The 23,391-nt window shown below is 62.6% G+C and carries 22 protein-coding genes; 18 read left to right on the plus strand and 4 right to left on the minus strand.

Annotation, left to right across the window (positions count from 1 at the left end; translation table 11 throughout):
• Positions 1 to 33: 33 nt before the first annotated feature.
• A complete protein-coding gene (locus tag NI1_RS35350) occupies positions 34 to 576 on the minus strand; it encodes a hypothetical protein (RefSeq protein WP_067830299.1) in 543 nt (180 codons plus the stop codon).
• A gap of 585 nt (positions 577 to 1,161) precedes the next feature.
• On the opposite strand from NI1_RS35350, the gene NI1_RS35355 reads away from it, so the two are divergent.
• Both NI1_RS35355 and NI1_RS35360 read left to right on the plus strand, forming a co-directional pair.
• Positions 1,162 to 1,527 (plus strand): MerR family transcriptional regulator, encoded by a 366-nt coding sequence (locus tag NI1_RS35355; protein WP_067830302.1) that lies wholly within the window; start codon positions 1,162 to 1,164, stop codon positions 1,525 to 1,527.
• A gap of 381 nt (positions 1,528 to 1,908) precedes the next feature.
• Positions 1,909 to 2,373: a hypothetical protein gene (locus NI1_RS35360; RefSeq protein WP_067830305.1), complete on the plus strand. Its 465-nt coding sequence runs from the start codon at positions 1,909 to 1,911 to the stop codon at positions 2,371 to 2,373.
• A gap of 7 nt (positions 2,374 to 2,380) precedes the next feature.
• Here NI1_RS35360 and NI1_RS35365 read toward each other — a convergent pair whose 3' ends face one another.
• Positions 2,381 to 3,124 carry a hypothetical protein gene (locus tag NI1_RS35365; protein WP_157535512.1) on the minus strand — a complete coding sequence of 248 codons (744 nt, stop codon included), beginning with the start codon at positions 3,122 to 3,124 and terminating at the stop codon, positions 2,381 to 2,383.
• A 207-nt stretch (positions 3,125 to 3,331) separates the two neighbouring features.
• On the opposite strand from NI1_RS35365, the gene NI1_RS35370 reads away from it, so the two are divergent.
• The 9 genes from NI1_RS35370 (at position 3,332) to NI1_RS35410 (ending at position 14,137) form a co-directional block, all read left to right on the plus strand.
• Positions 3,332 to 3,844, plus strand: coding sequence for a hypothetical protein (locus tag NI1_RS35370; protein WP_067830309.1), 513 nt, complete (start codon positions 3,332 to 3,334; stop codon positions 3,842 to 3,844).
• 145 nt (positions 3,845 to 3,989) lie between these two features.
• Entirely contained in the window at positions 3,990 to 4,679 is a 690-nt protein-coding gene (locus NI1_RS35375) for a hypothetical protein (protein WP_067830312.1), read from the plus strand.
• Positions 4,658 to 5,368: a UvrD-helicase domain-containing protein gene (locus tag NI1_RS35380; protein ID WP_067830314.1), complete on the plus strand. Its 711-nt coding sequence runs from the start codon at positions 4,658 to 4,660 to the stop codon at positions 5,366 to 5,368. The genes NI1_RS35375 and NI1_RS35380 overlap by 22 nt, the downstream gene beginning before the upstream one ends.
• 317 nt (positions 5,369 to 5,685) lie before the next feature.
• Positions 5,686 to 5,820 carry a hypothetical protein gene (locus tag NI1_RS40025; protein WP_281179528.1) on the plus strand — a complete coding sequence of 45 codons (135 nt, stop codon included), beginning with the start codon at positions 5,686 to 5,688 and terminating at the stop codon, positions 5,818 to 5,820.
• A gap of 195 nt (positions 5,821 to 6,015) precedes the next feature.
• Positions 6,016 to 6,330: a hypothetical protein gene (locus tag NI1_RS35385; protein WP_084524210.1), complete on the plus strand. Its 315-nt coding sequence runs from the start codon at positions 6,016 to 6,018 to the stop codon at positions 6,328 to 6,330.
• Positions 6,330 to 8,738: a TPR repeat domain-containing protein gene (locus NI1_RS35390; protein WP_067830316.1), complete on the plus strand. Its 2,409-nt coding sequence runs from the start codon at positions 6,330 to 6,332 to the stop codon at positions 8,736 to 8,738. The genes NI1_RS35385 and NI1_RS35390 overlap by 1 nt, the downstream gene beginning before the upstream one ends.
• A gap of 14 nt (positions 8,739 to 8,752) precedes the next feature.
• The gene (locus NI1_RS37615; RefSeq protein ID WP_084524211.1) at positions 8,753 to 9,322 is read left to right on the plus strand and encodes a DUF3558 family protein; all 570 of its coding nucleotides are present in this window, start codon (positions 8,753 to 8,755) and stop codon (positions 9,320 to 9,322) included.
• A 53-nt stretch (positions 9,323 to 9,375) separates the two neighbouring features.
• Positions 9,376 to 9,915 carry a DUF3558 domain-containing protein gene (locus NI1_RS38330; protein ID WP_169815685.1) on the plus strand — a complete coding sequence of 180 codons (540 nt, stop codon included), beginning with the start codon at positions 9,376 to 9,378 and terminating at the stop codon, positions 9,913 to 9,915.
• Between the two features lie 976 nt (positions 9,916 to 10,891).
• A complete protein-coding gene (locus NI1_RS35410) occupies positions 10,892 to 14,137 on the plus strand; it encodes a type ISP restriction/modification enzyme (protein ID WP_218026866.1) in 3,246 nt (1,081 codons plus the stop codon).
• Between the two features lie 578 nt (positions 14,138 to 14,715).
• Here NI1_RS35410 and NI1_RS38985 read toward each other — a convergent pair.
• Positions 14,716 to 15,156: a transposase gene (locus NI1_RS38985; RefSeq protein WP_067830328.1), complete on the minus strand. Its 441-nt coding sequence runs from the start codon at positions 15,154 to 15,156 to the stop codon at positions 14,716 to 14,718.
• 270 nt (positions 15,157 to 15,426) lie between these two features.
• Positions 15,427 to 15,777, minus strand: coding sequence for a helix-turn-helix domain-containing protein (locus NI1_RS35420; protein WP_218026868.1), 351 nt, complete (start codon positions 15,775 to 15,777; stop codon positions 15,427 to 15,429).
• 125 nt (positions 15,778 to 15,902) lie between these two features.
• Between NI1_RS35420 and NI1_RS35425 the strand changes: the two genes are divergently transcribed.
• The 7 genes from NI1_RS35425 (at position 15,903) to NI1_RS35450 (ending at position 23,275) form a co-directional block, all read left to right on the plus strand.
• The gene (locus tag NI1_RS35425; protein WP_218026869.1) at positions 15,903 to 17,477 is read left to right on the plus strand and encodes a DUF262 domain-containing protein; all 1,575 of its coding nucleotides are present in this window, start codon (positions 15,903 to 15,905) and stop codon (positions 17,475 to 17,477) included.
• On the plus strand, positions 17,474 to 18,550 hold the full coding sequence (locus tag NI1_RS35430) for a DUF3696 domain-containing protein (RefSeq protein ID WP_067830331.1): 1,077 nt from the start codon (positions 17,474 to 17,476) through the stop codon (positions 18,548 to 18,550). Before NI1_RS35425 ends, NI1_RS35430 begins: the two co-directional genes overlap by 4 nt.
• Positions 18,551 to 18,576: 26 nt before the next feature.
• Entirely contained in the window at positions 18,577 to 19,485 is a 909-nt protein-coding gene (locus NI1_RS35435; RefSeq protein ID WP_067830334.1) for a hypothetical protein, read from the plus strand.
• Positions 19,486 to 19,609: 124 nt separating this feature from the next.
• The gene (locus NI1_RS35440; protein WP_067830335.1) at positions 19,610 to 21,157 is read left to right on the plus strand and encodes a type I restriction-modification system subunit M; all 1,548 of its coding nucleotides are present in this window, start codon (positions 19,610 to 19,612) and stop codon (positions 21,155 to 21,157) included.
• Positions 21,154 to 22,308, plus strand: coding sequence for a restriction endonuclease subunit S (locus NI1_RS37620; protein WP_084524212.1), 1,155 nt, complete (start codon positions 21,154 to 21,156; stop codon positions 22,306 to 22,308). The genes NI1_RS35440 and NI1_RS37620 overlap by 4 nt, the downstream gene beginning before the upstream one ends.
• Before the next feature lie 333 nt (positions 22,309 to 22,641).
• Positions 22,642 to 22,791 (plus strand): hypothetical protein, encoded by a 150-nt coding sequence (locus NI1_RS38335; RefSeq protein WP_157535515.1) that lies wholly within the window; start codon positions 22,642 to 22,644, stop codon positions 22,789 to 22,791.
• Between the two features lie 13 nt (positions 22,792 to 22,804).
• On the plus strand, positions 22,805 to 23,275 hold the full coding sequence (locus tag NI1_RS35450) for a hypothetical protein (protein ID WP_245663567.1): 471 nt from the start codon (positions 22,805 to 22,807) through the stop codon (positions 23,273 to 23,275).
• Positions 23,276 to 23,391 lie beyond the last annotated feature (116 nt).

Raw genomic sequence — 23,391 nt, forward strand, 5'->3', positions numbered from 1 at the left:
GTCACATCCGGGCCGCCCGCGATTCACCCGAAGTCAGCGCACCACAAGCGGCAGTGGCCGGACCGCTAGCCCGCCGTGCTCCGCCAGAAACGGGCGCGCCGTCCGCAAAGACTCGAACGCGGACCACGCATCGGCCAGATCCGCGATCCCCCGCGCCGCGACCAGCACCGGCCGGATCGCCTCGGTGATGCCCTGCAATGGCAACCGAGCCTCCAGCGGGTGTGCGATCACCGGCCATTGCGGCCGAATCAGCTTGCCGGCCACCGCGGCCTGATGGGCCGTGAACGCCTCGTCCACGGCGGTCACCTCGGCGCGCACCGCCGCGACCGTGGCGTCCAGATCGATCACGCCGCCGATGTCGAGCCCGCTCAGAGCTCCCTCCTCGCATTCGATCGCCCGGTACCCCGCCGTCAGCGTCGCCGACTCCTCCCCGTCCTCAGCTTCCAGCACCCACGCCCCGGACAATCGCGAAAGCCCGATCGCCCGTCCGACATTCACATGCCACACGACTAGGCGGCCCTGCGCCTTGTTCACCACCACCACGAGGGAAAGCACAGACTCGACCGCGCTGCTCATACCGCTCCAATGCCCCTGGACGTCTCGGTCAGGGCAAGCGTAGAGCACACCTACGACAACCAATTCGACTCCACCCCAACAAAATTCATTCAACCAGTCGGTTCGGTTCCATCGAAACGGGACCAGCCCGAAACCGGACACCGCCGCCGCCCAGATCGCCGCGAGCTTCACTGGACTGCCCAGCTGAAAAAATCTGTAGTGGTGGGTCTAGACATTCCGCGCGGGACTGTGTAATTTCACTGTCGTTCAGAGAAGAGATCGAGTAGCTGGGCAGGTGAACTGCCTGGCATGCGGTACGCCCGACCCCTCCGGCGCAGACGAAGCATCCGGCCCCACGGCCAGGACCGCCGCCGGAGGGGACAGGGCGCAGAAAGACGAAGACCTTGACAGCAAAATCCGACGCGCGGAGGTGGTGGCTACTGAGTAACCCCGAACCGATTTCACATCGCGAGGCATCTCCGATGCCATGTAAACCATCGACCCACAGGGGCCGGTGAAAAGTTTGTCCCTTTCGTATACGTAGATCTCAGGCCCCGGCGCACCCGCGCCGGGGCCTCCCGTCGTTCCCAAACCCCGAGAGGTGCTGTGCAGCAACAAGATACGACCCCCACCGGCACGACCGGCGGGACAGACAGACTCGACGACGAAGACTTCCCCGCCTACAGCATGGGCCGCGCCGCCGAAATCCTCGGCGTAACCCAAGCCTTCCTCCGCACCCTCGACGCCGCCCGCCTGCTCACCCCCCAACGCTCCCCCGGCGGCCACCGCCGTTACTCCCGCTACCAACTCCGCATAGCGGCCCGAGTACGCGAACTGATAGACGCCGGCAACTCCCTCGAGGGCGCCTGCCGCATCGTCATCCTCGAAGACCAACTCGCCGAAGCCCAGGCCCTCAACGCCACCCTGCAAAACGCCCTGGACGAGCATGAGTCACAGGACCACGGCCACTGACCGCTTCAGCCGTCACCGGCGGCGGGAAGATGAGCTCACCACCACGCGCCGAATCACGCGGACTCGGTTCACCGTCGACCGTGAAAGTATCAGCGCTACAGATGATCTCGTGGTGAGCTAGCTCACCGCCGCCATTTCACGACCGGATACCACAGCGTTACAGCCGGACATCGGATGGCCATCAGCACGTCACCCCTACGGCAAACATCCAGGCGCACACTATTTCTGCACCCGGCGCCGGGTGGACGGGCCCCAACCCTCCGCACTCGGGCCCCACGCCGCGGATCCGACGCGAAGTTCTCCAGCCTCGTCGCGTCCGGTCCATGCAATCCGCCGCGTCCCCGCCGCCGGGTGCACACCAGCTGCCGTCCGGAGGTTCCGATGTTCGAATCCTGCTGCTCCCCACACGAATCCGCGCACCTGCTGCGAGCCCGCTTCGGGCTACCGGTCGAAACATTCGCTGATCGGCCGTATCTCACCATGGGGTCGCCGATCGAGGCGATCGAGCTACCCGCCGAACTGGGCGAGCAAGTCCGCGGCCGGCTCACTGGCTTGCCCTCGACGCCGGTGATAGCCGATCCGCGGGACCGGCGCTGGACGTTCCTCGTCGCCGCACCGATTCCGTATCACGTTGTGCCGCTGCGCATGCGGAGACTTCTCACCGCGTACGGTGTCACCTTCTCGGTGCCTGGCGCACGCGTCAGACTGCCCAGCTCCGACCGGGCCGGCGACTGGCATTGGGCCAGCGAACCGACGCCCGGGCGTCTGGTAATCCCACAGCGCGCCGTCATCCTGCAAATGATCCGGCGATTGATTCTCGAGGGACCGGATTCAGTGTCGGCGTGAAGGCGGTTTACCCATCGGGCTGGCACGTACAGTCCTCCGGACAGGCATCAGTCGCCGCCGCATCGACAGCCGCTTGAAGCAGCGGCTGCGGCAATTTCCCGCACTCGCCCAGAAACACGATCCAGCGCGGCAGCAATTTCAGCGCTGCCGCGCGAACCATTTCGCTGTGATCCCATTCGTGGATGAGGTCTCGCAGATGAGCCGCACGATGCGGCGAGACCCGTCCCCAAGTGCCGCGAACCGTGACCGCATGCCAATGCCAGGCGAGAGCGAGAACCGCGGAGACGTCACCTGTGGTCCGGTAGCGGCCCCGATGCCACTTCATGAATACATCCACGATCCGGGATATGTCCGCCAACGACAACGGCTCATCTTGTTTCGGCTGCACACCGGCGGCCCGCCAGCTCTGTATCAGTGCTTCAACTCGATCCGAGATTTCGCGGTCCGCCACATCATCGAGATGCGATGCGGCGCAACCGAGTACACCGGAGAGCCATGCCAGATCGGTAACTTTGCCGGGAACGGAATCGGCCGCGGTATCGCCGACGACGGATCGCCACGAACTCGCGGCGTCTTCGAGCGTATCGAAGTCGCCGGCGGCCACTATCTCGGGATGAGCGCACACATCGACATCGATGCAGTACAAGGGTTGGTCCGTCTCCGATTCGAACGCGGCGATGATCGCGATCCGAGTGCCGAATCCGTCTGTCATACGCCAGATCTCAGTGGCCGGAGTTGAATGTGCGGTCACCTGCACCCACCGGTGGCTGCGCCGAATCGTTCATCATTCATGACCTGATATTCGGAGCAGATCCGGTGTCAGCTCGGATCCCATAACAGACCAACCACCCGGACCGTACAGCAACAACACTGGCACGATCCGTCAGATTATTTGCACGCCAGCATATTTCATCCGCCCTACCATAATTCCGGGGACACGAGACCCGCGGAGGCAGCGATGCGGAAACTGACGCTCGACCATCTCTTCAACGACCTCACCCAGTGGGCAGCCGCCGAAGCAGCCGCCCTCAACGAGGTCGTCACCATCTCCAAGAACGGCGGCTGGGAACAATGGTGCGTCGTCCAGTTCCTGCGCTGGCAACTCCACCAAGCCAACGCCGCCCAGGGCCTGAACTTCGAACGCGAATGGAACGCCCCCGGCCGCCGCTACGACATCGCTTACAACACCGCGACCGAAGTCGACGTGAACAACTACCCGATCATCCTCACCCAATGGAAAGCCATGAAAGACGGCGTCAGCTATGACGTCTTCGGCGACATCGGCACTCTCACCGAGGTCGAGAAGCACATGCGCTCCCTGAACCGCACCTGGCAGCCCGTCATAGTCGGCCTCACCCTGCGCCGCGCCGAGTTCCCCGGAGCCAAAGCCCTACCCAACATCCCAGACTCCAACGTCCAGCTGTTCGTGTCCTCCGAAGCCACCTGGCAGCCCTTCCGCAACGCCCTCTGACCACCACCGGCAGGTACTGACGAGATCTGCGCCGAGTCTGCCGCCGCGTGCCGATCTCCTTGAACCGACAGTCTTTCTGCGGACATCTCACTGATACTCGAATTGCGGCGCAGGGGGCCGCGACGGTACCGAGGGGGTTGGTCCGATGGTCGATATGCGGTTCGAGAAGCGGCGACAGTGGGTCGAAGAGCAGCTGAGCGGGTTTCGGGCGTTGTCCGCGACGCACGGGTTGTTCCTGTCCGTGCCGCTCATGCGCAGCGGATGGCATGTACTCGTCCACCGGGGCGAGACGTTCCCGCCCGCAGGCCGGCCCGGAGCGTACGCGATAGGCCCGACCGGCGTATTCGCCTTCGTCTTCACCGATGGCGCACCGGATCGCGACCACCTGACGCGGCTTCGGGTAAAGGCCGAAGAGCTGTTCGCGAATGTGACTGCGGGACAGCATCAGTACGTACCGCACATGATCGAGATGCTGGTGCTGTCCGAGCAGACCACAGCCGCAGCGGACTTCTACACCGCGCTCGATCCGATGAGCCTGCCGAAGTATCTGTTCGGCCAGGCCGCGCAACTGACGCGACAACGCGCCCGCGATATCGCCTTCGAGGTGGCCACCCGCTCCGAACGCTTCGAACTGCTCTCCGCGGACGACGCGCCGAGCACCGAAACGGCTGTCACCGAAGGACTTTTCGACTCCACCGACCTCCGCGATGACGAGCGCAACCGCATCTTGCAGCGCCCGTTCAAAGACTGGATGACCTTCCTGGACCCCCAGCAACTCGACCTGGTGTACCGAAAGTTCAACGGCCCGGCCGCATGCTGTTCACCAGCTTCGTGAAAACCCTGCCGGACTACCATCATGCGGGGTTCCTACAACTGGCGCCGCACGCTGCGGACCGCGCCCGGTTCCTCGGACTACACGCTTGGGCACGGGATTTCCTGCGAGAGCGCAGCCACGATATCGATCCGGACAAAGGCCGGATCGACAACGGTTTCGCCGCCGCATGGCGCCGCGAGGCTCGCACTCTGCTCACGCCGCTCCATCCCAGCCCCGCGTACTGGGAAGAGGAGATTCACCGCATCATCAAAGGCCTCGAACTGAGCAGTCTCGACGAATACAAGCGAGTCGACCGCAGGCGCGGCGTACATCTCAATGGGCGGCACAAAGAGATCGTCTGGCGAGAACTCTACGAGCCCTACCAAGCGCTCCTGACCGAACAAGGTGTCGCGGACTTCGACGACCTCATCACCATCGCCACGGAGGAATTGCGCGTCGCCCCACTTGAGGATCCCTACGGCCTGGTTGTGGTCGACGAGGTACAAGACTTCACATTCGCCCAGCTCCGCTTGGTCCACCAGATCGCGGGCGGCACCCCCGAGTCCCCCTTGCTCCTCGTCGGCGACGGCCAGCAGCAGGTCTATCCCGGCCGCTGGCGCATGCGCGACGCCGGCATCCCCATCGTCGGCCGCGGCGCCAAACTCCGCGTCAACTACCGCAACCGCGAAGCCATCCTCGCCTTCGCCTAACAGGTCAACGCCATCGACATCGTCGACGACCTAGACGGCTCCCCCGGCTTCACCCTCCGAGACAGCGAAGCCGTCCTCCCCGAAGGCTCAGCCATCCTCGAATCCCTCCCCGCCGTCGAAGTAGACGCCCATCTCCTAGACCGAATTCGAACCTGCGGCTTCGCCCCCGGCGACATCGCCATCATCACCAACCACGAGGACGCCAAACACTTCCGCGACCTCCTCAACCGCCAGGGCCTCCGCGCCCTCTCCATGGAGCACTACGACGGCACCGACGACACCGAATCAAAATCGGCACCGTCCACCGAGCCAAGGGCATGGACTTCGCCGCGGTCTTCCACATGGTCCGCGAATCCGCCCTCCCCGACGACCCGGAACTGGCGGCCCGGCAGATCATGGTGGCCCGCAGCCGGGCACGGGATTACGTGTGGGAGTGCCGGGTTCAGGGCTGAACGCACCGTGGACCGTTCGCCCCACCACGATGTGCGCTTCCTTCCGAACACCTATCGCCTATAACAGTGCGTTCGTGTATGAGCGAGCCTTCGCGCATTGCAGGAATTTAGTCATGCGACCCCGCTAACTCCTGGCATTCAGACCAGTCGGTAATATGCGACCGTCGAACTTCGTATTGCACGAACGGTGGGGTTATGGGCATGTTCAAGGCCGATATCGACCAACTGAATACTCTAGCGAAGACCTTGGACGACGCGGGCAACGCCATCGACGCCGTCGATATCCGGTCTGCCCTGTCAGCCGTCCGATCAGCGCTGGTCGCCTGCGACATCGTGCAGGTGTGCGACCAGACCGGCGAGTTCATCGAGGGCGCCTACCTGCGTGTTGCCGAGCGTGAGCGGGCCATAGCAACCAAGGTTCGCAGCTGCGCCACCGACTACGCGATGACAGACGACACCTTCAAGAAGGAACTCGACAAGTTCGATTTCCATTCCTCCGGAGCTCACTGATGCCGAACTCGCACGGCGTACCGACTCCACGTGAGGTCGACAAATGGAATTTCTTTGCCCTGAGTGATTGGGCATCGGTTGTCCGCGTTGGCAATACGACGTTCAAAGAGCAAATCGACAAGGCCCGCAACCACTTCGGCGAGGCCGGGCAAGGATGGTCGGGCGCGGCGCACGACGCCGCATACGAACGTGTCGACGAGGACTTCACCCAAGCCCGCAAGATCTATTACGAGATCGACGATGTCCCGACCCTGCTGGAGCAGGCCGGCAGCACCTTGTCTTCGTTCAAGCAGGTGGTCCTGGACCGGATCAGCGATGCGAAAGCCCTCGGATTGTGGGTCGACGACGCCTGGCAGATCCCCGACAAGGACGGCGTAGAGCGCAAGACGATCGACGAACACCAGACCGCCGTCCGCTCCGCGTTCGCCGACCTGATGAACGAAATCGCCAAGCACAAACAGAAACTCACGGACAACGCTGAGCTCGTCCGAGCCGCCGGCGATCTGTTCGGGTCCGGTATCGATGTCGGCGAAGCCACCACCCAGGGCGGACGGCTCGGTGGTCAGGACGGTCAGGTCATCGCCGCGGGCGCGCGGGATCACGACACCGGCTCATTCGACGCCGTTCTCGGCAAAATGCCCGCGTACATACTCACCGGCCAACAACGACAGGTCCTCGCCGAAGGCGGCGAACTCACCACCGTGCCGGCGTCGGTACAGGACTATTACCGGGAGTTCTACCGATCCGCCGGCAAGGACGGTGTCCTGGCCCTCGAGGATTACCTGTCGACACGCGAGCAGGGCGGCAGCACCGTCGCTGCCTCACAACGCGACAACCTCGCCAACGGCCTGATGCTGGTCAGCAACGACCAGATCGTCAGCCGCGGTCTCGATGGCAAGGCTCTCGCCCAGGGCGGATACCAGAACCTGCCCGCCGACATCCGCGAACTGATATCCGGCCGCGTCGAGGACCGGGTCGCCGCATATGGCACCCCCACCCAGGTTCGGGACCGATTCGCCGAGCAAGCTCGCTTCGCCGAGTTGCTCGGCCAGTCGAACCCGGGCTACACGCCGGGCAAGGAATTCGGCATCGAACTCGGCCGACAGGGCGCAAGCATCGCCAACTACCTCAACGAGGTCGACAAGAACATGGGAGGCAATCTCCCATCCACGTTCTATGACACCGACCGGGCGATGATGGACCGTGCGGCCGAACAGTTCCTGACCGGCGCCGCGCGCAACCATGAATCGTCCTACGCCCTCATGTCCGGCGACGGCGTCACCGCCGATCTGTCACATGGTGCGCTGGGCGATACGTTCAAGCCGGACAGCTACAAGCCGCAGGAATTCGCCAACGCCGTATTTCGGCACGAGTGGCCCGATGACGGCAAAGCTGCCGCCGGCCTGTTCGATTGGACCGGTGAGCACAGCCACGACCCCGGCGTCACCGGTGACCACGCGCGACGGGTACTCGCCGCGCTGCCGAATTACTTTGCCCCGCATGATCACAACGGCACACTGCTGGCCGACGACGGCAGGCTGATCACCCAGACGCAATACAAGGACGACGACGGAGACCAGGTCCTCGGCGACACCACATTCAAGGGGTTCGCAAGGTCCTTTGCCGACAACCCCGAGTTGGCTACCGGGTTGGCCAAGGCGCTCGCGCCCAACGCCGATCTCTTCAACCTCCCGCCGGTAATGCCGGACGGGCATGGCGGAACCATTCCCGTCACCACCGGGGTCGAGGGAGATCAACTCCGCTTCGCCCCCAATGACGGCCGACGAATGCTGTTCCTGGCCAACCTTTCCGACGAGGGTTCCTTGTATCTCGAAACCGCCCGGCAGGCCAACCAGGCCGAAGTGGTGGCCGGCATCGTCGCCGGGCAGGACCCCAACCCGCTCGAGACAGCCAAATACCTCGCCAATGTCGACGCGCATATGAACGTGTCATCGCAGAACGCGAAGATCTACCTGGACTCGATCAAGGCCGACGACCACAATCACCACGTCCAAGCTCAATACGAGGCTAGGCAACAGGCAGGCGAGTTCGTGAAGGACCTGATCGGCCAAGGCAGCGATGTCGCAATCAACCGCGTTCCCGGCGGCGCGATCGTGCACGGACTCATCGGCGATCTCAGAGACACCGGCCTGGACCAGGCTATCGAAGCGTGGAACCCGAAACCCGAACTGCACGGAATCCAATATCCGGACCAGTACGCGTCTCAGGCGACCGCGAATCAGAACTTCAAGGAATACCTGAGCCACGCCAACGTGCCCGACGCCAGAGTGAACGGATATGTCGGCGATTACGGCGGTGCCTACAACGACACGGTCGGCAGCAGCCTGGTGACAAACACGGACAAACTGAAGTCCTGGTTCACCGGCGGCGTCGAACCAACCAAATAGCTCGAAAGGCGAGGATGACAAACACGGTTCGCACTCTGCTGGTGACTGCCGTTGCGGTGAGCGCCGCGAGCGCCTGCAGCACCACATCGTCTCCAGAAAGCCCCACGGTTACCTCGACCAGCGCCTCTACGTATGTCCGTGCGGCATTGGCGAATCCGTGCGACTCCATTCCACCCGCGGTGCTGGCACAACAGCACATACAAACAGAACCGACCACGCTGTATCCGGATAAGGATTCCAGCTTGCCCAACTCGTCATCGAACGGCTGCTCGATGCAGCTCCTGACACCCGGCCAGCCACAACACTTCGATCTCGGAGTCACCAATCGAGACTTCGCCTGGGTTGAGCACGTCTACCAGCAGAACACGAAAACCGGCAGCCCGAACCCAGAGCTCGTACTCGATGGCAAGAAGGCGATCGTCAACGAACAGAGCCCAGATTGGTGCCTGATCGCGGTGGAAATCCCCAGCGGCACTCTCAAGATGGACGGTCGCTTCACCACCGACCCGTCCGTCAAGAATTGCGATCGCGCACTGGATTTGGCGAGGACATTCCTCCCTTACCTCGCTGTCACAACCCGGTGATGGCTCACACTCACCGGCATGGCGTGGCGCCTTCGGTACGTGCCATTCGCACAATGCTGACGAGCGCGGCGATAGCGGGTGCGCTGAGCGCTTGCAGCGCGACGGACGGCTCAGATGGCCCGAGCGCCACAACAACGGCGGCTGAGGCGTATTCGCGCGTGGCGTTGAGGAATCCCTGCGATGCGATCCCCGCCGATCTCTTCGCGCCGCAAGGACTGAAGCCACTATCTGTATCCCTCTATCCGGACAATGATCAGACACTGTCCAATTCGTCATCGAATGGGTGTTGGGTGGAACTCTCGGCACGAGGCAAGTCCTTCAGTATGGCCGTTACAAATCGGAACATCGAGTGGGTTCGGAACCAATACTCAGGCATCGCCAAGACGGACAGGACAGCACTCTCGAACTCCTTCGATGGAAGGCTCGCGGATGTAAGCGACCTAGAGGGACGCTCCTGCATGATTCTCATCGGCGTACCGGGAGGCACGCTGAAGATGGAAGGGCTCTTCGCCACCGATTCGTTAGCCGACAATTGCGCTCACGGTGTCGACCTGGCGGAGCTTTTCCTCCCCTACGTCAAGGCGACACCTTGAAGTTCGAACACAGGTACTTCTCCCGAGAGCTCCAGTTCTCCCTGAGCATCGAAAGAACCGCAGGAAAGTACTACCTGTAGATTCCCGTTAGTGCCAGCATCGTGGACTACGAAGAGTTATTCGAGATCGACCAGTCGACCTTCGAGCGGTTCATACACGAACCGAGCAGCGCGGCGGGGTTCGTCGAGAGGTGCCGACGCCATGAGATATCGAACCTCAGTGCCCAGGGCGCCGGGCCCGTTTCCGAAACCCACGCGGACAGAACCTTGTTGTCGTACAGCCGGATTCGGTAAGCGCCGTTAAGACCAGGTCAGCAAGACGAACCGGCCAGCAGAAACACAACCGATCGCCGCAAAACAAGGACTCGGCCGGAGCGATGGGTGTCATCTGGTCTTGGAACCGGATCAGGTAGTTGCCTAACGGGTAAGCCTGGACCTCGGCGAACTTGGATACTCCCCTCGCTCGGCGGGGTCAGACGCGCCGAGGGGATCGACCGCCTCGCCTCGCAACAAGACGACACCCCAAACAACGCCACCGACTCCGGTATTCGACCATTGTCCTGGCGGGCACATGCACGAAGCGCTGCCCGATACATCGGCTGGAATCGACGATAGTGACGCGGCTGCCGTCACCGCGCTTCATCGGGCCTGAGGCCACTTCAAGACTTTCACCACCGAGAGACCGCTGTGCGGCAAGTACACCGGAGGGCCTAATGGGACGGCATGTGCGGGGCACCCGGAGTCTGGCGCGGTGTTGTCCGATCATCCGTCCGCCCAAGAGGTTCGCGGCGGGGATGAGCCGTGCCGCCTTCCCCAACCGTTGCAGCCTGGTTGATCACCGGTTCGGGATGCCGACGGCCGACGAGTGTGTCACGATTCGCTTCCAAAACTAATTCTGTTGCACTACAGGGGAATCGGTGGGGATGCCAGCAAAACACAATGGCAGCAAGGGATATTCGAAGGCATTCGGATCCGCAGTGTCGAAGTTCGGTGCGGCAGTGGGGCCGCGGTTACGGGCGGGCGCCGGAGGCGCGGAACATCAACTGAGCGCTCCGTTTTGCGCCTTGATTGACGAGGTAGCTGGCGTCCTCGGCGTCGAAGTCATGACCGTCGCCGAAACGGCACTGCCTCCCCTCGGCGTTCGACCCGACTTCATGGTGAACGTCGCAGGCGCGCGGGTGGGCTACGCCGAGCTGAAGGCCCCCGGACGCAAGGTGCCCACCTTGTGGAAGCCGAACGCCCACGAACAGGCGCAGTGGGACAAGCTCTCCCTCCTACCCAACGTCCTCTATACCGATGGAACGCATTGGGCGGTTTACCGCTATGGAGCATTGAGCGGGCAGGTTGCGATGCTCGACGGCGACCTACGGAAAGCCGACGCCAAACTCCATCCAGCCGACAGCGAATTCGAGCGGGTGATGATCGACTTCCTAGGGTGGAAGCCGGATCCGCCACGCTCGATCACGCAACTCGTACGGGCGGTCGCCAACCTCTGTCGACTCCTCCGCGACGAGGTGCGAGAGACACTAGCCCGGGAACAGGCCGGCACCGAACCAGAGCCCCTATTCACCGGGCTAGCTGAGGACTGGCGACAGTACATGTTCCCGGGCCTCTCCGACGCCGAATTCGCCGATTCGTACGCGCAGACTGTGGTCTTCGCGCTGCTGCTGGCACGCGTGGACGGCATATCCTTCGACGGGCAAACCCTGGCTCAGGTGGCCGAGCTGCTTGGCAAGAAGCATTCCCTCATGGGCCGGTCGCTCGCGGTGTTGACCGCGCACGGCGTGGAGGAACGCAGTGTCGTGGTGACGACCCTGCAGCGGGTCATCGGCGCGGTGGACTGGGACACCTTAAGCCGGGGCAACACCGACACATATCTGCACTTCTACGAGCACTTCCTGGAGCAATACGACGCGTCGTTACGGCAACAGAGCGGTTCCTACTACACGCCCAACGAGGTTGTCTCGTTCATGGTCGGATTCGTCGACGAGCTCCTGCGCGAGCGCCTCGACAAACCATGGGGATTCGCCACCGACGACGTCCAGATCATCGACCCGGCCATGGGCACCGGAACCTACCTGCTGAACATCGTGGATCGCGTCGCGCGTACGGTGGCCGACGAGGAGGGGCCGGGCGCTGTGCCTCCGCAGCTGCGTGCCCTGTTTCGGCGATTGATCGGATTCGAGCTTCAGACCGGCCCGTTCGCGGTGGCGGAATTGCGGGTGCATCAAGCGCTGAAAGCCGATCACAAGACCGAGATCCCGGAGAAGGAAGTCCAGTTCTATATCGCCAACACCCTGGATGACCCCTACGCCGAGCAAACCTACATCCCCTCGATCCTGGAACAAATCGCCCGATCGAGATCTGAGGCGAACAAGGTCAAGCGCGAGGTGAAGGTCCAGGTGGTGATCGGTAATCCGCCGTACAGAGAGCGGGCCAAAGGACTGGGCGGCTGGGTAGAGTCCGGCAGCGGTCAACGCGGAGAAACCACTCCGCTCAGCGCCTTTCGCGCAAAGGGGCTCGGAAAATACGAAAACGTGCTGTCCAATCTTTACGTGTATTTCTGGCGGTGGGCCACCTGGAAGGTGTTCGACGCCCATCCTGACTCACCTGCGGGGATCGTCGCATTCATCACCCCGTCCTCCTTCACGACAGGCAAGGGACACAGCGGCATGCGAGAGTACTTGCGCCGCACCGCAGATGAGGGATGGATCATCGACGTATCCCCGGAAGAACACCAGCCACCGATCAATACCCGCGTATTCCCGGGTGTCCAACACCATTTGTGCATAGCGGTTTTCGTCCGCTACGGCCACGGCGACCGCGACCAACCGGCTCGGGTACACTATCGAGCCTTACACGGCACCCGCGCCGAGAAATTCGCCGAGCTCACACAGCTCACCCCCGGCTCCGTCGGATGGATGACGACCTCCGACGGATGGCATGAAGTCTTCAGCCCTCGCAGCGATAGCGAGTGGGAGAACTTTCCAGCGCTCGGAGAGCTTATGCCCTGGTCTCAGACAGGTGTCACGCCGAACCGAAATTGGGTTCACGCACCCAGCATCGATACACTGAATGATCGCTGGCGGCGGCTGATTCGCGCGCAACCCGAAAACAAAGCCGACCTGATGAAGGAGACAGGCGACCGGACCCTCACCAAGATTCCTCCGGCACTGCCAGGTCAGCTCCCTACTCCAGTCGCGCTCGGAGCGGAGACATCGGAAATCCCACCGATCGAACCCATGGCCCTGCGCAGCTTCGACCGTCAATACGTCGTATACGACGCGCGTGTCGTGGACCGTGCCCGACCCCCGCTGTGGGAGGTCCGGAACCTGAGACAGGTGTACGTCACCGAGCAGCATGCCCACCCGATCACCTCGGGACCAGGCTTGGTATTCACCGAGTTGGTTCCCAGCGTGCACCACTTCAACGGCCGCGGCGGTCGCGTATTGCCGCTGTACCGCGATAGCGGCGGCTTTGTCCCCAATATCGCGCCTGGACTGCTAACCGCGCTGACCGCGCGCCTCGGCGTTCCAGTGTCCGCCGAGGACTTCCTGGCATACATCGCGGCGGTGGTGGCACACCCCGCCTACACCTCTCGTTTCGTCGAGAATCTACGTACGCCAGGCATCCGTGTCCCGCTCACGACCGACCCGACAACGTGGACTGAAGCAGTCACCGTCGGCCGAGAAGTGCTGTGGCTGCATACGTCCGGAAACCGATACACCGACCCCGCACAGGGAAGACCGAGGCGTCCCAGGCTTGCGGCTGATCGAAAACCTCAGGTGGTCACGGGAATCCCCGATTCGACTGATGGAATGCCGGATGCCATCACCTACACCCCCGAGACTGAGACCCTGCACCTCGGCACTGGCACGATAAGCCCTGTCCCACAAGTGGTTTGGGAATACGAAGTGTCAGGACTGAGGGTGATCAAGCACTGGTTCGACTACCGCAAACGCTTACCACGCAGCAAACGCACCTCCCCGCTCGACGACGTGAACCCGGAGCACTGGCCCGCCAAGTTCACAACCGAGCTGCTCGACCTGCTCAATGTGCTCGGCCGCTGCGTAGAACTACACGAGAGGCAGTCGAATCTGCTAGATCAGGTCTGCTCCGGACCGCTATTCGGTACCGCAGACCTCACGCATGCTGGGGTGCTGCCCGTCCCCGATTCGGTCCGAACCCATGTCCCGTCTCCGGATCAACCGACCCTTCTGTAGGAGGGGATCGCAATCTTCGGCGCTTCGACGCCTGTCGAAATCGAGGTTTTCGTGCACAGTACAGAAGTAGAAGGTTTGCGCAGTTCACAGGCTTGACGCCACGCCAACGATGTCGGTAGTCAGGAGGAAACCCCAGGTCAGATGGTGGCGGTTCGAATCCCTCGGGGCAACGTGGTTCGAGCCAGCAACCTTCAGCCAAGCACGGGGATTGGTGCTGCGGTTCGACCGTCATTCGGCAGTGTGTGCGCTCAAGATCAGGACGGCGATTTGCTTGCAAGCTGACCCATTCCAGCAGGTCACCGATTACCGCAACGAGTTCTCGGCGCCAACGTTCGCCTTGTTCCCTCTCGGCATAGTTCACTTGGTAGGAAATTGCCCACTGCTGACTACGCCTATCGAACTGAGACTGCTCTTGGGTTCCATAACTCTCGATCGTCCAGCGATCTTGAGGTGGGTCGGAGCTCTTTCGCGCACTGCTCGACCCGTCAAACTAGGCAAGCAATGCGGCGATGGGCTCTGTGCTCCGGCCGTACGCCCGGCGGCCTGAACTACTAACGACTTTCAAATTCGTGAGGTCGTCATGGTGCGATCGGGTTGAGGCCGGTGCCGGTGAGGCAGCCGTCGATCAGGTTGGGGCGGTGTTGGATTCGGCGGAGTCGGGTGCGGACGGCGGCGGTGAGGTGGTCGGGGTCGGTGAAGATCGTGTTGGCCAGTGACCGGCGTAGCACTGACCAGATTCCCTCGACGGGGTTGAGATCGGGAGCGTAGGTCGGCAGTTGATAGACCGTCAGCCAGTCGGCGTCAGCGGCGAATGCTCGCATACCGAGGGCGGTGTGGGAAGTCGGGTTGTCACACACCACTACGAGGGGTCTTTTCAGTTGGTGGTGGGCGGCGAAGAGCAGGTCGCGGTAGTCGGTCCACCCGAAGCCCCAGCGCCCGACACGGTTCGGTCGAGCGCGGTGGGTCCGATAGATGAGCCGGGAGCGGTGTCTGGGTTTATAGCAGGCCAGGGCGGCGATCGAGACCCGGTGCCGGGCTCGTCAGTGGAGGCGGATGACCGGGGTGAGTCCGCGAGGGGACCGGGTTCGGGTGGTAGGCGGCGTCATCGAGAACCCGGACTCGTCTTCGAAAAAGAGCCAGGCACCGAGCGCCGCCGCGGTCGTTTTACCCGCGGCCAGGCCTCTTTCACCCAGGCCGCGACCGCGGCGTCGTCGCGCGACCGCACGTCGTGCCGGGACCTGTCAACTCCAGCCGTGCCGGTGCAACAGCAGCGACACACCCTGCACCGTCTAGGACAGGTGGAAGCGGCGCCCGATCACGGTCTTGATCCTCGCCAGGGTCCAGCGCTGATCATCGAAACCATGCGCGGCCGGCCCTTTCGCGAGTTCGTGTTCGAGCACCACGAACTGGGCATCGGTCAGGATCGGCAGCCACGCAGGGCCTTTCGAAGCCAGTCCCGCCTCACCCGCGGTCCGCCAGTCGTGCCGCCAGCGTTGCACCGACCGCAGGCTCACCCGCAGCCGCGCGGCGATCACCATGTTCTTCTCCCCTCGAGCGAAGTCCTGCGCTGCCGCCAGCCGCAGTAATTCTCGGAACTGTCGTCGCTCGGCGGTGAGCCCACTGCCCTGCAGATACCTCACTCCAAAGGTTTACCGCGACAACCCGTCCCTACGGTCATGCCCTGATGACAACATCACCCATTGAGGCTCGTTAGCCGAATTCGGCGCCGAGACGGCGCTGTGGAAGATCGCCTACGCTCCCATCCGTGCCCGTAACCGCACGCATGCCCGGGGTCGTCGGCAACTCAGCACTCGCCGGCCGTGCGGCTATCAAGGCTCGTCGAATCGCCGAAGTGATCAGCGGCCTGGCGACCGAGGCATCGAAGATCGTCGCTGAAACTGTGCGCCCCTTGATCGAGCGCATAAAACCAATCGACCGGCGTGAATCGACTTTGGCGCACTGGTCCGAGACGGTCGTGGTTAGCAACCGATTTCGAACATCCTTGCGATATAAGGTTTCCGCGAAATCTCGAGCTCAGGTGACTCAAGCGACCGAGACGAGGGTAACGTCTGCCATGGAATCGGCTGGAGGTCAACGTATCGATCCGCGAGGCTCATCGGTTCCGCGCGGAGCTGAGACTCATCGGTGCGTAAGATCCAGGAGCATGGCGCCAGCGGACCGGTTCGACCCACACGATGACTTCGCCGTCCCGGTCGAGGAGGTGTTTTACGGCGAGCCGACGGGCGTGGAGGTCGAGCGGGAGGTCACCGAAGCCGAACCGGACGAGGTCAAACCATGGGATCCGGAGCAGATCCGAATCTCGACTCGTAACTACGCGTTGCGGAATGTCCTCGACTGGATCAAGGATGGCGATATCGAGCTGGCGCCGGATTTCCAGCGCAACCGGGTCTGGAAAGCTCGGCAGAAATCGCGACTGATCGAGAGTCTGCTGCTGCAGATTCCGTTGCCCGCGTTCTATTTCGCGGAAGACAAGGACGGATTCTTCCGGGTCGTCGACGGATTGCAGCGGTTGTCCACCGTGCACGAATACGTCCAAGGCGAATTCGCATTGGATGATCTCGAGTATCTGGAATCGGTCAGCGGCAAGACCTTCGGCGAGTTGGCACAGCCGCTACGACGCCGGCTGCTGAACGCCCAGCTGGTCGTGCACGTGATCGAACCCTCCACGCCAACCCGGGTGAAGTACGACATCTTCAAACGTATCAACACCGGTGGCGAACCGTTGAACGCCATGGAGATCCGGCACTGCATGAGCCGCACCCGCAGCCGCGACCTGCTAAAGCGATGCGCGGCGAGTGAGGCGTTCTTCGCGGCGACCGGAGGAGTGCTCTACGAACACGTGCGCATGCACGATCGCGAGGCGGCGCTGCGCTTCCTGTCCTTCTACCGGCTCGACGACATCCAGGAATACGACCGGTATGGCACGCTCGAGAATCTGCTGGACGCCACCATCGAGGCCATCGACGCCCCGGCCGGCATACCCGATCCCGTCATCGACGAGTGGCTCACCGCCTTCGATCGAGGGATGGAAAACGCACGAATCGTGTTCGAGGACTACGCGTTCCGAAAATGGACGCTGGACTCGAACAGGCGCTCACCGATCAACCGCGCGCTGATCGAGAGCTGGGGCGTCGTGCTGGCCGAATACCCGTCGGAGATTTTGGCGAACGCCAAAGAAGAGATCGTCGCCGCGGCCCGGAAAGCGATGACCGACGACAGCGAGTACATCGCCGCCATCAGCGCCTCCACATCAGACCGTCGGCGAGTCCGGACCCGATTCGAAATCCCCCGCCGCATCCTCGAGGAAGTTCTCGGATGATCACCGGGATCTCGATCTCCAACTTCAAGCGCTTCCGGCACGCCCAACTGGATCTCGGCAGGCTGACGGTGCTGACCGGAGTGAACGGCGGCGGTAAGAGCACCGTCGTTCAGGCGCTGAATCTCGTGCACCAGTGTGAACTGGCCAAGCAGACGTTCGTCCCGCTCAGCGGTTGTCCAGGACTCGACCTCGGGCAAGCCTCCGACGTGCTGTCGGCCGACGCCGCCTCTGATGAGATCGAAGTGACCCTCTTCGATCCCGAACCTCGAATCTGGCGCTTCAGCGGCCACAATCCCGATGCGACCCGACTCGACGTCAGCGAACGGCCCGATGAGCTGGTAACCAACATCGGGGACCGCGGCACCGCCTTCACCTATCTGGCTGCCGAACGGATCGGGCCTCGCGCGGCGCATCCGATGTCGCCATGGGCCGAGGACGGCGTGCAGGTCGGCGAGGACGGGCGATTCGTCGCCCATGCGCTGGCATTGTTCGATCGCCCGGTCGAGGAGGATCGCCGGCACCCCGACGCGGCGTCGATCCTGCTCCGGCCTCAGGTCGAGGCGTGGATGAGCAGTCTGGTCGGCCCGCTGCAACTCGATGCCCGATTGGTTCCCCGCACCGGCCTGGCCACCGTGCACGTCCACGCGGGAGGGTTCGAGGCCGAATGGATGTTGTTGAGCAACACCGGTTTCGGCATCAGCTACAGTCTGCCGATCGTGGTCGCGGGGCTGTCGGTACCGGTCGGCGGCCTTTTGATCGTTGACAGTCCGGAAGCACACCTGCATCCCTCGGCGCAGTCGGCGCTCGGCTGGTTCCTCACCATGGTGGCGCACAGCGGTGTTCAGGTCATGATCGAAACCCACAGTGATCACGTGCTCAATGGCGTGCGCCGGGCGATCGCGAGCGGCGATTCACTGCCGCACGGCGATGCGGTCGTGCACTATTTCGGCCGGGGCAGCTCACCGGCCACGTTGACGATCAACGCCCGCGGCGCCATGAGCGACTGGCCCGCAGGCTTTTTCGACCAGATGGAAATCGATCTCGGATTCATCAACCGGCGCAAACGAGATTAGGAGCATTCTTGCGGGGGTGGAGGTTCATGGTCGACGAATCGGGGTTCGCGTTCGACACAGGCGACCCGAAGATCGTCGAATCCGCGTTCGTGCGGCTGCTCGACCTGCTCGCAGCGGTGCGCGATACGCCGGGGCAGGCCCGTCGCACGGATCTGCTGTTCGATATCGAGTCCGCCGACGGCACCACCCTGATCGGATGGCTGTCGAATCCTCGGATCGACCGAGACACGCGCAACGAATTGTGGCGCAGACTGGACAAGTTACCCGTGCACGATGTGGAACCGCAGTGCTTGGATGTCAACGTCAGCAGCCGCCCCGTCACCATGGCCGCCGGCATCTCGATCTCGCTTGCGGAATCCCGCGCGGGCAGACAGATCGCCTGCCTCACCACCGAGACGGCGCAACGCCGGGGTCCGTGCCACGTCGCCGCCGACGCGACCGTCGCGGCCTCGATTCACTTCCTGGTGGACGACAGCGACTGCCCGGCCTTTTGGCGCGACGTACTACTCCACGAACCGCACACCGCCGATCAACTTGAGCAGCACAGTGAGCAACCGTTTCCCAATTGTGTCTTCGCCGAAGGGGTTTGGGGCCAACTCAACCGCTTCGACGGCGGTCACACCGAGATCTGGCCGCGCCTGCTCGCGAACCTGACTGGGCTCGACGATCATGCTGTCCGGGTGTGGGCCGCACACGTGGAACCTCGGCAACGCATCGAACAGATGCGCATCACCGCGGGCGTCGACTGCTCTCCGGAAAGCCCACGCACCCATGCCAATCCCGCTGCCATGCGCCAACGCACCGTACTCTTCGACGGCGAGCCGATCGTCTGCGAATGGCATGCAAAGCTGGAACGTAACCGCAATAGAATTCATTTCGCGGTACGGGACGGTCGAGTCTATATCGGCCGGTTCGTCGACCATCTGACGACCTGACGGGCCCGCGCCCCGCCAGTCCCCATCGGCAAAGCAAGCTCGGTCGCCGTCGCCGGTTGTCGTGATGGTGGTCTATACAGTTCAGTTGGTTGTCGTCGAGCAGAAGAGGCAGGTATCGGTACCCGTGATCACCGGTGACATCAAGAACAAGGTCGACGCAGTCTGGGACGCGTTCTGGACGGGTGGCATCTCCAATCCCCTTGAGGTGATGGAGCAGATCACGTACCTGCTGTTCATCCGCCGGCTGGACGATGAGCAGACCCGCGCACTGGAGAAGAAGAACCTGCTGGGGGAGCCGATCGAGGGCAACCCGTTCCCGGAAGGGAACGACGAGAAAGGTCGGCCGTACGACGACTTGCGATGGTCGGTGTTCCGGCACCGGCAAGCCGACGACATGTTCGACATCGTCGCCAACCGGGTGTTCCCGTTCATCAAGGAGATGCGCGGCGAGGACTCCACATACGCGCACTTCATGAAGGACGCCCGGCTCACTATCCCGAACGCGGGCATGTTGCAGCGCGTGGTGGATCGCCTGAACAAGGTGCCGATGGAGAACCGCGACACCAAGGGCGACATCTACGAATACCTGCTCGCGAAGATCGCATCCGCCGGCCAGAACGGCCAGTTCCGCACCCCACGGCACATCATCGAGCTGATGGTGCACATGATGGCCCCGAAACCGGGCGACACCATCGTCGACCCGGCGTCCGGAACGTGTGGCTTCCTGGTGGGCGCGTCGGAATACGTGCGCACGCACCACGCGGACGCGATCAACTCGGGTATCGGCAAGCAGCAGTACCACCACGAGATGTTCCACGGCTTCGACTTCGACAACACGATGCTGCGAATCGGGTCGATGAACATGCTGCTGCACGGCATCGAGCAGCCCGACATCCGCTACCGCGATTCCCTCGCGGAGGCGAATACCGGTGACGCCGAAGCGTATTCGCTAGTCCTCGCGAACCCGCCGTTCGCCGGCTCGTTGGACTACGAGAACACCGCGAAAGATCTACAGCAGATCGCGAAGACGAAGAAGACCGAACTGCTGTTCCTGGCGCTGTTCCTGCGACTGCTCAAGCCCGGTGGGCGTGCCGCGGTGATCGTGCCGGACGGGGTGCTGTTCGGATCGTCCAAGGCGCACAAGGAACTTCGCCAGCTTCTGGTGGAGGAACAGAAGCTCGACGCGGTGGTGAAGCTGCCGTCGGGTGTGTTCAAGCCGTACGCCGGTGTGTCGACAGCGATCCTATTCTTCACCAAGACCAACTCGGGTGGCACCGACAACGTGTGGTTCTACGACGTGCAGTCCGACGGCTGGTCCTTGGACGACAAACGCAACCCGTTACTGGACGAGAACAAGCTCGGTGTCCTCGCGGAGCTGCTGGAGGGCGAGCACTCAAGGAACAACCTGCCGGATGTGTTGCGACGCTGGGCCGAGCGAGACGGGGCGGAGCTGGAGCGGGCACGCACCGAGCAAAGTTTCTGCGTGCCGAGCGAGGACATTGCCGCGCAGGGGTACGACCTGTCGCTGAACCGGTATAAGGAGATCGTGCACGAGACGGTCGAGCACCGATCACCGATTGAGATTCTCGACGAGCTCGATCAACTCGAGAAGGAAATTACTGACGGCATGACACAGCTGCGGGAGCTGCTTGTTGGGGGTGCGGAATCATGAGTTGGCCCCACGTGGCGCTCGGTGAGTTGGGTACCGTTACAACAGGATCGACACCGAAGTCATCGGATGCAAGCCTCTATGGCGGCTCATTGCCATTTGTCACACCTGCGGACCTTGGTGGAAGCGCGCCAATTGTCAGCGCCCCACGAACACTTAGCGCCGAGGGCGCGCTCTTGTCACGCATCCTGCCGCCAGGCACTGTCCTTGTGTGCTGTATCGGTGCGTCTTTGGGGAAAACTGGTATCACGTCGGTGCCAGTCGCAACGAATCAGCAGATCAATGCAATCTCGTTCAACCGAGAATTGATCGATCCTCGATACGGTTACTACGCCTGCCTAGCACGCGCGCCGGAAATGCGGGCCTCTTCGACGTCGACCACTTTGCCGATACTAAACAAGACACGATTTAGCGAGATTTCCATTCCCAGGCCGCCGTTACCGCAACAGCGGCGGATCGCGGCGATCCTCGACCAAGTCGACGCCCTCCGCGCCAAGCGTCGTGAAGCCTTGGCCTGCCTTAACGAACTGCCACAGTCGATATTCATCGACATGTTCGGTCGCGACGAGTTAGATGCTAGGGATGAGTGTTACCTGGGAGATAAACTTTCGTTCCTGACGAGCGGGTCCCGCGGGTGGGCGAAACACTATTCGGACACTGGTGACCTGTTTCTCCGCATTCAGAATGTCGGACATGACGAACTTCGACTCGGCGATGTTGCCTATGTGCAGCCTCCGGCAACCGCGGAGGCGCGCAGAACCAAGGTCCAGGTTGGCGATGTACTGCTGAGCATCACGGCTGATCTGGGACGGACTGCAGTCGTCGACCAGCGAGCCGCTGGCGGTTACATCAACCAGCACCTCGCCATCCTGCGCAGCAATTCGTATGAACCGGCTTATCTCTCGCGGTACCTCTCGAGCCCCGCCGGTCAGCACCAGATCTCGTCCAAGAGTCGAGGGGGGACGAAGGCAGGGTTGAATTTCGATGACGTTCGCAGCCTTCGGGTTCCGTGCCCGCCGCTTGAGGAGCAGCGCACCTATGCTCGACGCACTCACGTACTCGAGAGTCTAAGGGCGAAGCACCACACTGCCCTCGCCGAACTCGACGTGCTCTTCGCCTCACTCCAATCCCGCGCGTTCCGAGGCGAGCTGTGACCGCACCCGATTCTGCGTCTGTGATGCAGAATCGGTCAGGTTCCTGACTCTGGCGCTGGAGGCGTTGCCGATGGTCGCCCCTGGCGCAGGCGGCACCTCCACGGGCGGTCAAGAACGATGTCGGGTCGACGGTCATCCGTTCGATCTCAAGCGGATCTTCGTGCAGGCCAAGCGATACGCCGCGTGAAGATTCGGTCGGCGAGTACGGGATTACTGAACTTATCGTTGCGATGTCGCCCCGTCATCCCGGCACGCTTTCAGCCGGGATCCACGGTGACCCACTGCGAACCGGTGGATTCCAGCTAAAGCATGCTGGAATGACGGAGGGGGCTGGTGCGGTTTCGCGCGGTGAATATCAGCAATACCCCCATTATCCTCAACGACCGAAATCTCATCGCCGAGTTGATGATTCGCTACAGTATCGCTGCACAGACACAACGATCGATGACCGTCGGCGAGGTCGACGGGGAGTATTTCGAGTGACCCCAGGACTGCCATGAGCACACCATGCCCCGCCGCCAGCGACGAGAACTTCGCTGAGCTACAGCAGGACCCGTTCTTCGCTCCCGCCGCCGACCTCATCGCCGGCTACCTGGTCGACGCTTTCGACGATCCAGCCAGCGAAGAGCTCTACCGGTGGACGCTGAGTGCGTTACCCACCACGAACAAGACCGCCGAGCGTGAGCGGCTGTTCACGCTGAACCTCGGGCCGATGGAAGTGCTGTTCGTCGAGCGGTTCTTGGACGGCAAGGGCGTCGTGGACTATCGCATCGCGATCTACATGACCGAGTCCGCGCTCACCGAAGCGACCTCCCGCACCCTGGATCAGTTGGGAAACACGCTTCCGCTGCTGCGTTTCCATCGCACCGAAATGGCCGCGGCGGGCGGCGACGGGGTCATCGTCGACTGGTTCCTCTCTGACGAGGGCGCCGACAACAGTTCTTCGGTCTGCCCCTGGGCGCAGTGATTCGGGGCCTCGCCGACCTCCTCGTCCCCAAAGGCCGAGGACCGTACGCGCAGTATCACAACCGCGCCTTCGCAGCCGACGTGCTCGGCCGCACCAGCGAGTCTGACTGACGGCAC

This window comes from Nocardia inohanensis NBRC 100128, assembly GCF_001612945.1.
Classification (GTDB): domain Bacteria; phylum Actinomycetota; class Actinomycetes; order Mycobacteriales; family Mycobacteriaceae; genus Nocardia; species Nocardia inohanensis.

Bases quoted from the DNA above. Each gene is read 5' to 3' on its own strand.
- NI1_RS35350 (WP_067830299.1), bottom strand. From the start codon at position 576: ATGAGCAGCGCGGTCGAGTCTGTGCTTTCCCTCGTGGTGGTGGTGAAC.
- NI1_RS35360 (WP_067830305.1), top strand. From the start codon at position 1,909: ATGTTCGAATCCTGCTGCTCCCCACACGAATCCGCGCACCTGCTGCGA.
- NI1_RS35370 (WP_067830309.1), top strand. From the start codon at position 3,332: ATGCGGAAACTGACGCTCGACCATCTCTTCAACGACCTCACCCAGTGG.
- NI1_RS35375 (WP_067830312.1), top strand. From the start codon at position 3,990: ATGGTCGATATGCGGTTCGAGAAGCGGCGACAGTGGGTCGAAGAGCAG.
- NI1_RS35380 (WP_067830314.1), top strand. From the start codon at position 4,658: ATGCTGTTCACCAGCTTCGTGAAAACCCTGCCGGACTACCATCATGCG.
- NI1_RS40025 (WP_281179528.1), top strand. From the start codon at position 5,686: ATGGACTTCGCCGCGGTCTTCCACATGGTCCGCGAATCCGCCCTCCCC.
- NI1_RS35385 (WP_084524210.1), top strand. From the start codon at position 6,016: ATGGGCATGTTCAAGGCCGATATCGACCAACTGAATACTCTAGCGAAG.
- NI1_RS35390 (WP_067830316.1), top strand. From the start codon at position 6,330: ATGCCGAACTCGCACGGCGTACCGACTCCACGTGAGGTCGACAAATGG.
- NI1_RS37615 (WP_084524211.1), top strand. From the start codon at position 8,753: ATGACAAACACGGTTCGCACTCTGCTGGTGACTGCCGTTGCGGTGAGC.
- NI1_RS38330 (WP_169815685.1), top strand. From the start codon at position 9,376: ATGCTGACGAGCGCGGCGATAGCGGGTGCGCTGAGCGCTTGCAGCGCG.
- NI1_RS35430 (WP_067830331.1), top strand. From the start codon at position 17,474: ATGATCACCGGGATCTCGATCTCCAACTTCAAGCGCTTCCGGCACGCC.
- NI1_RS35435 (WP_067830334.1), top strand. From the start codon at position 18,577: ATGGTCGACGAATCGGGGTTCGCGTTCGACACAGGCGACCCGAAGATC.
- NI1_RS37620 (WP_084524212.1), top strand. From the start codon at position 21,154: ATGAGTTGGCCCCACGTGGCGCTCGGTGAGTTGGGTACCGTTACAACA.
- NI1_RS35450 (WP_245663567.1), top strand. From the start codon at position 22,805: ATGAGCACACCATGCCCCGCCGCCAGCGACGAGAACTTCGCTGAGCTA.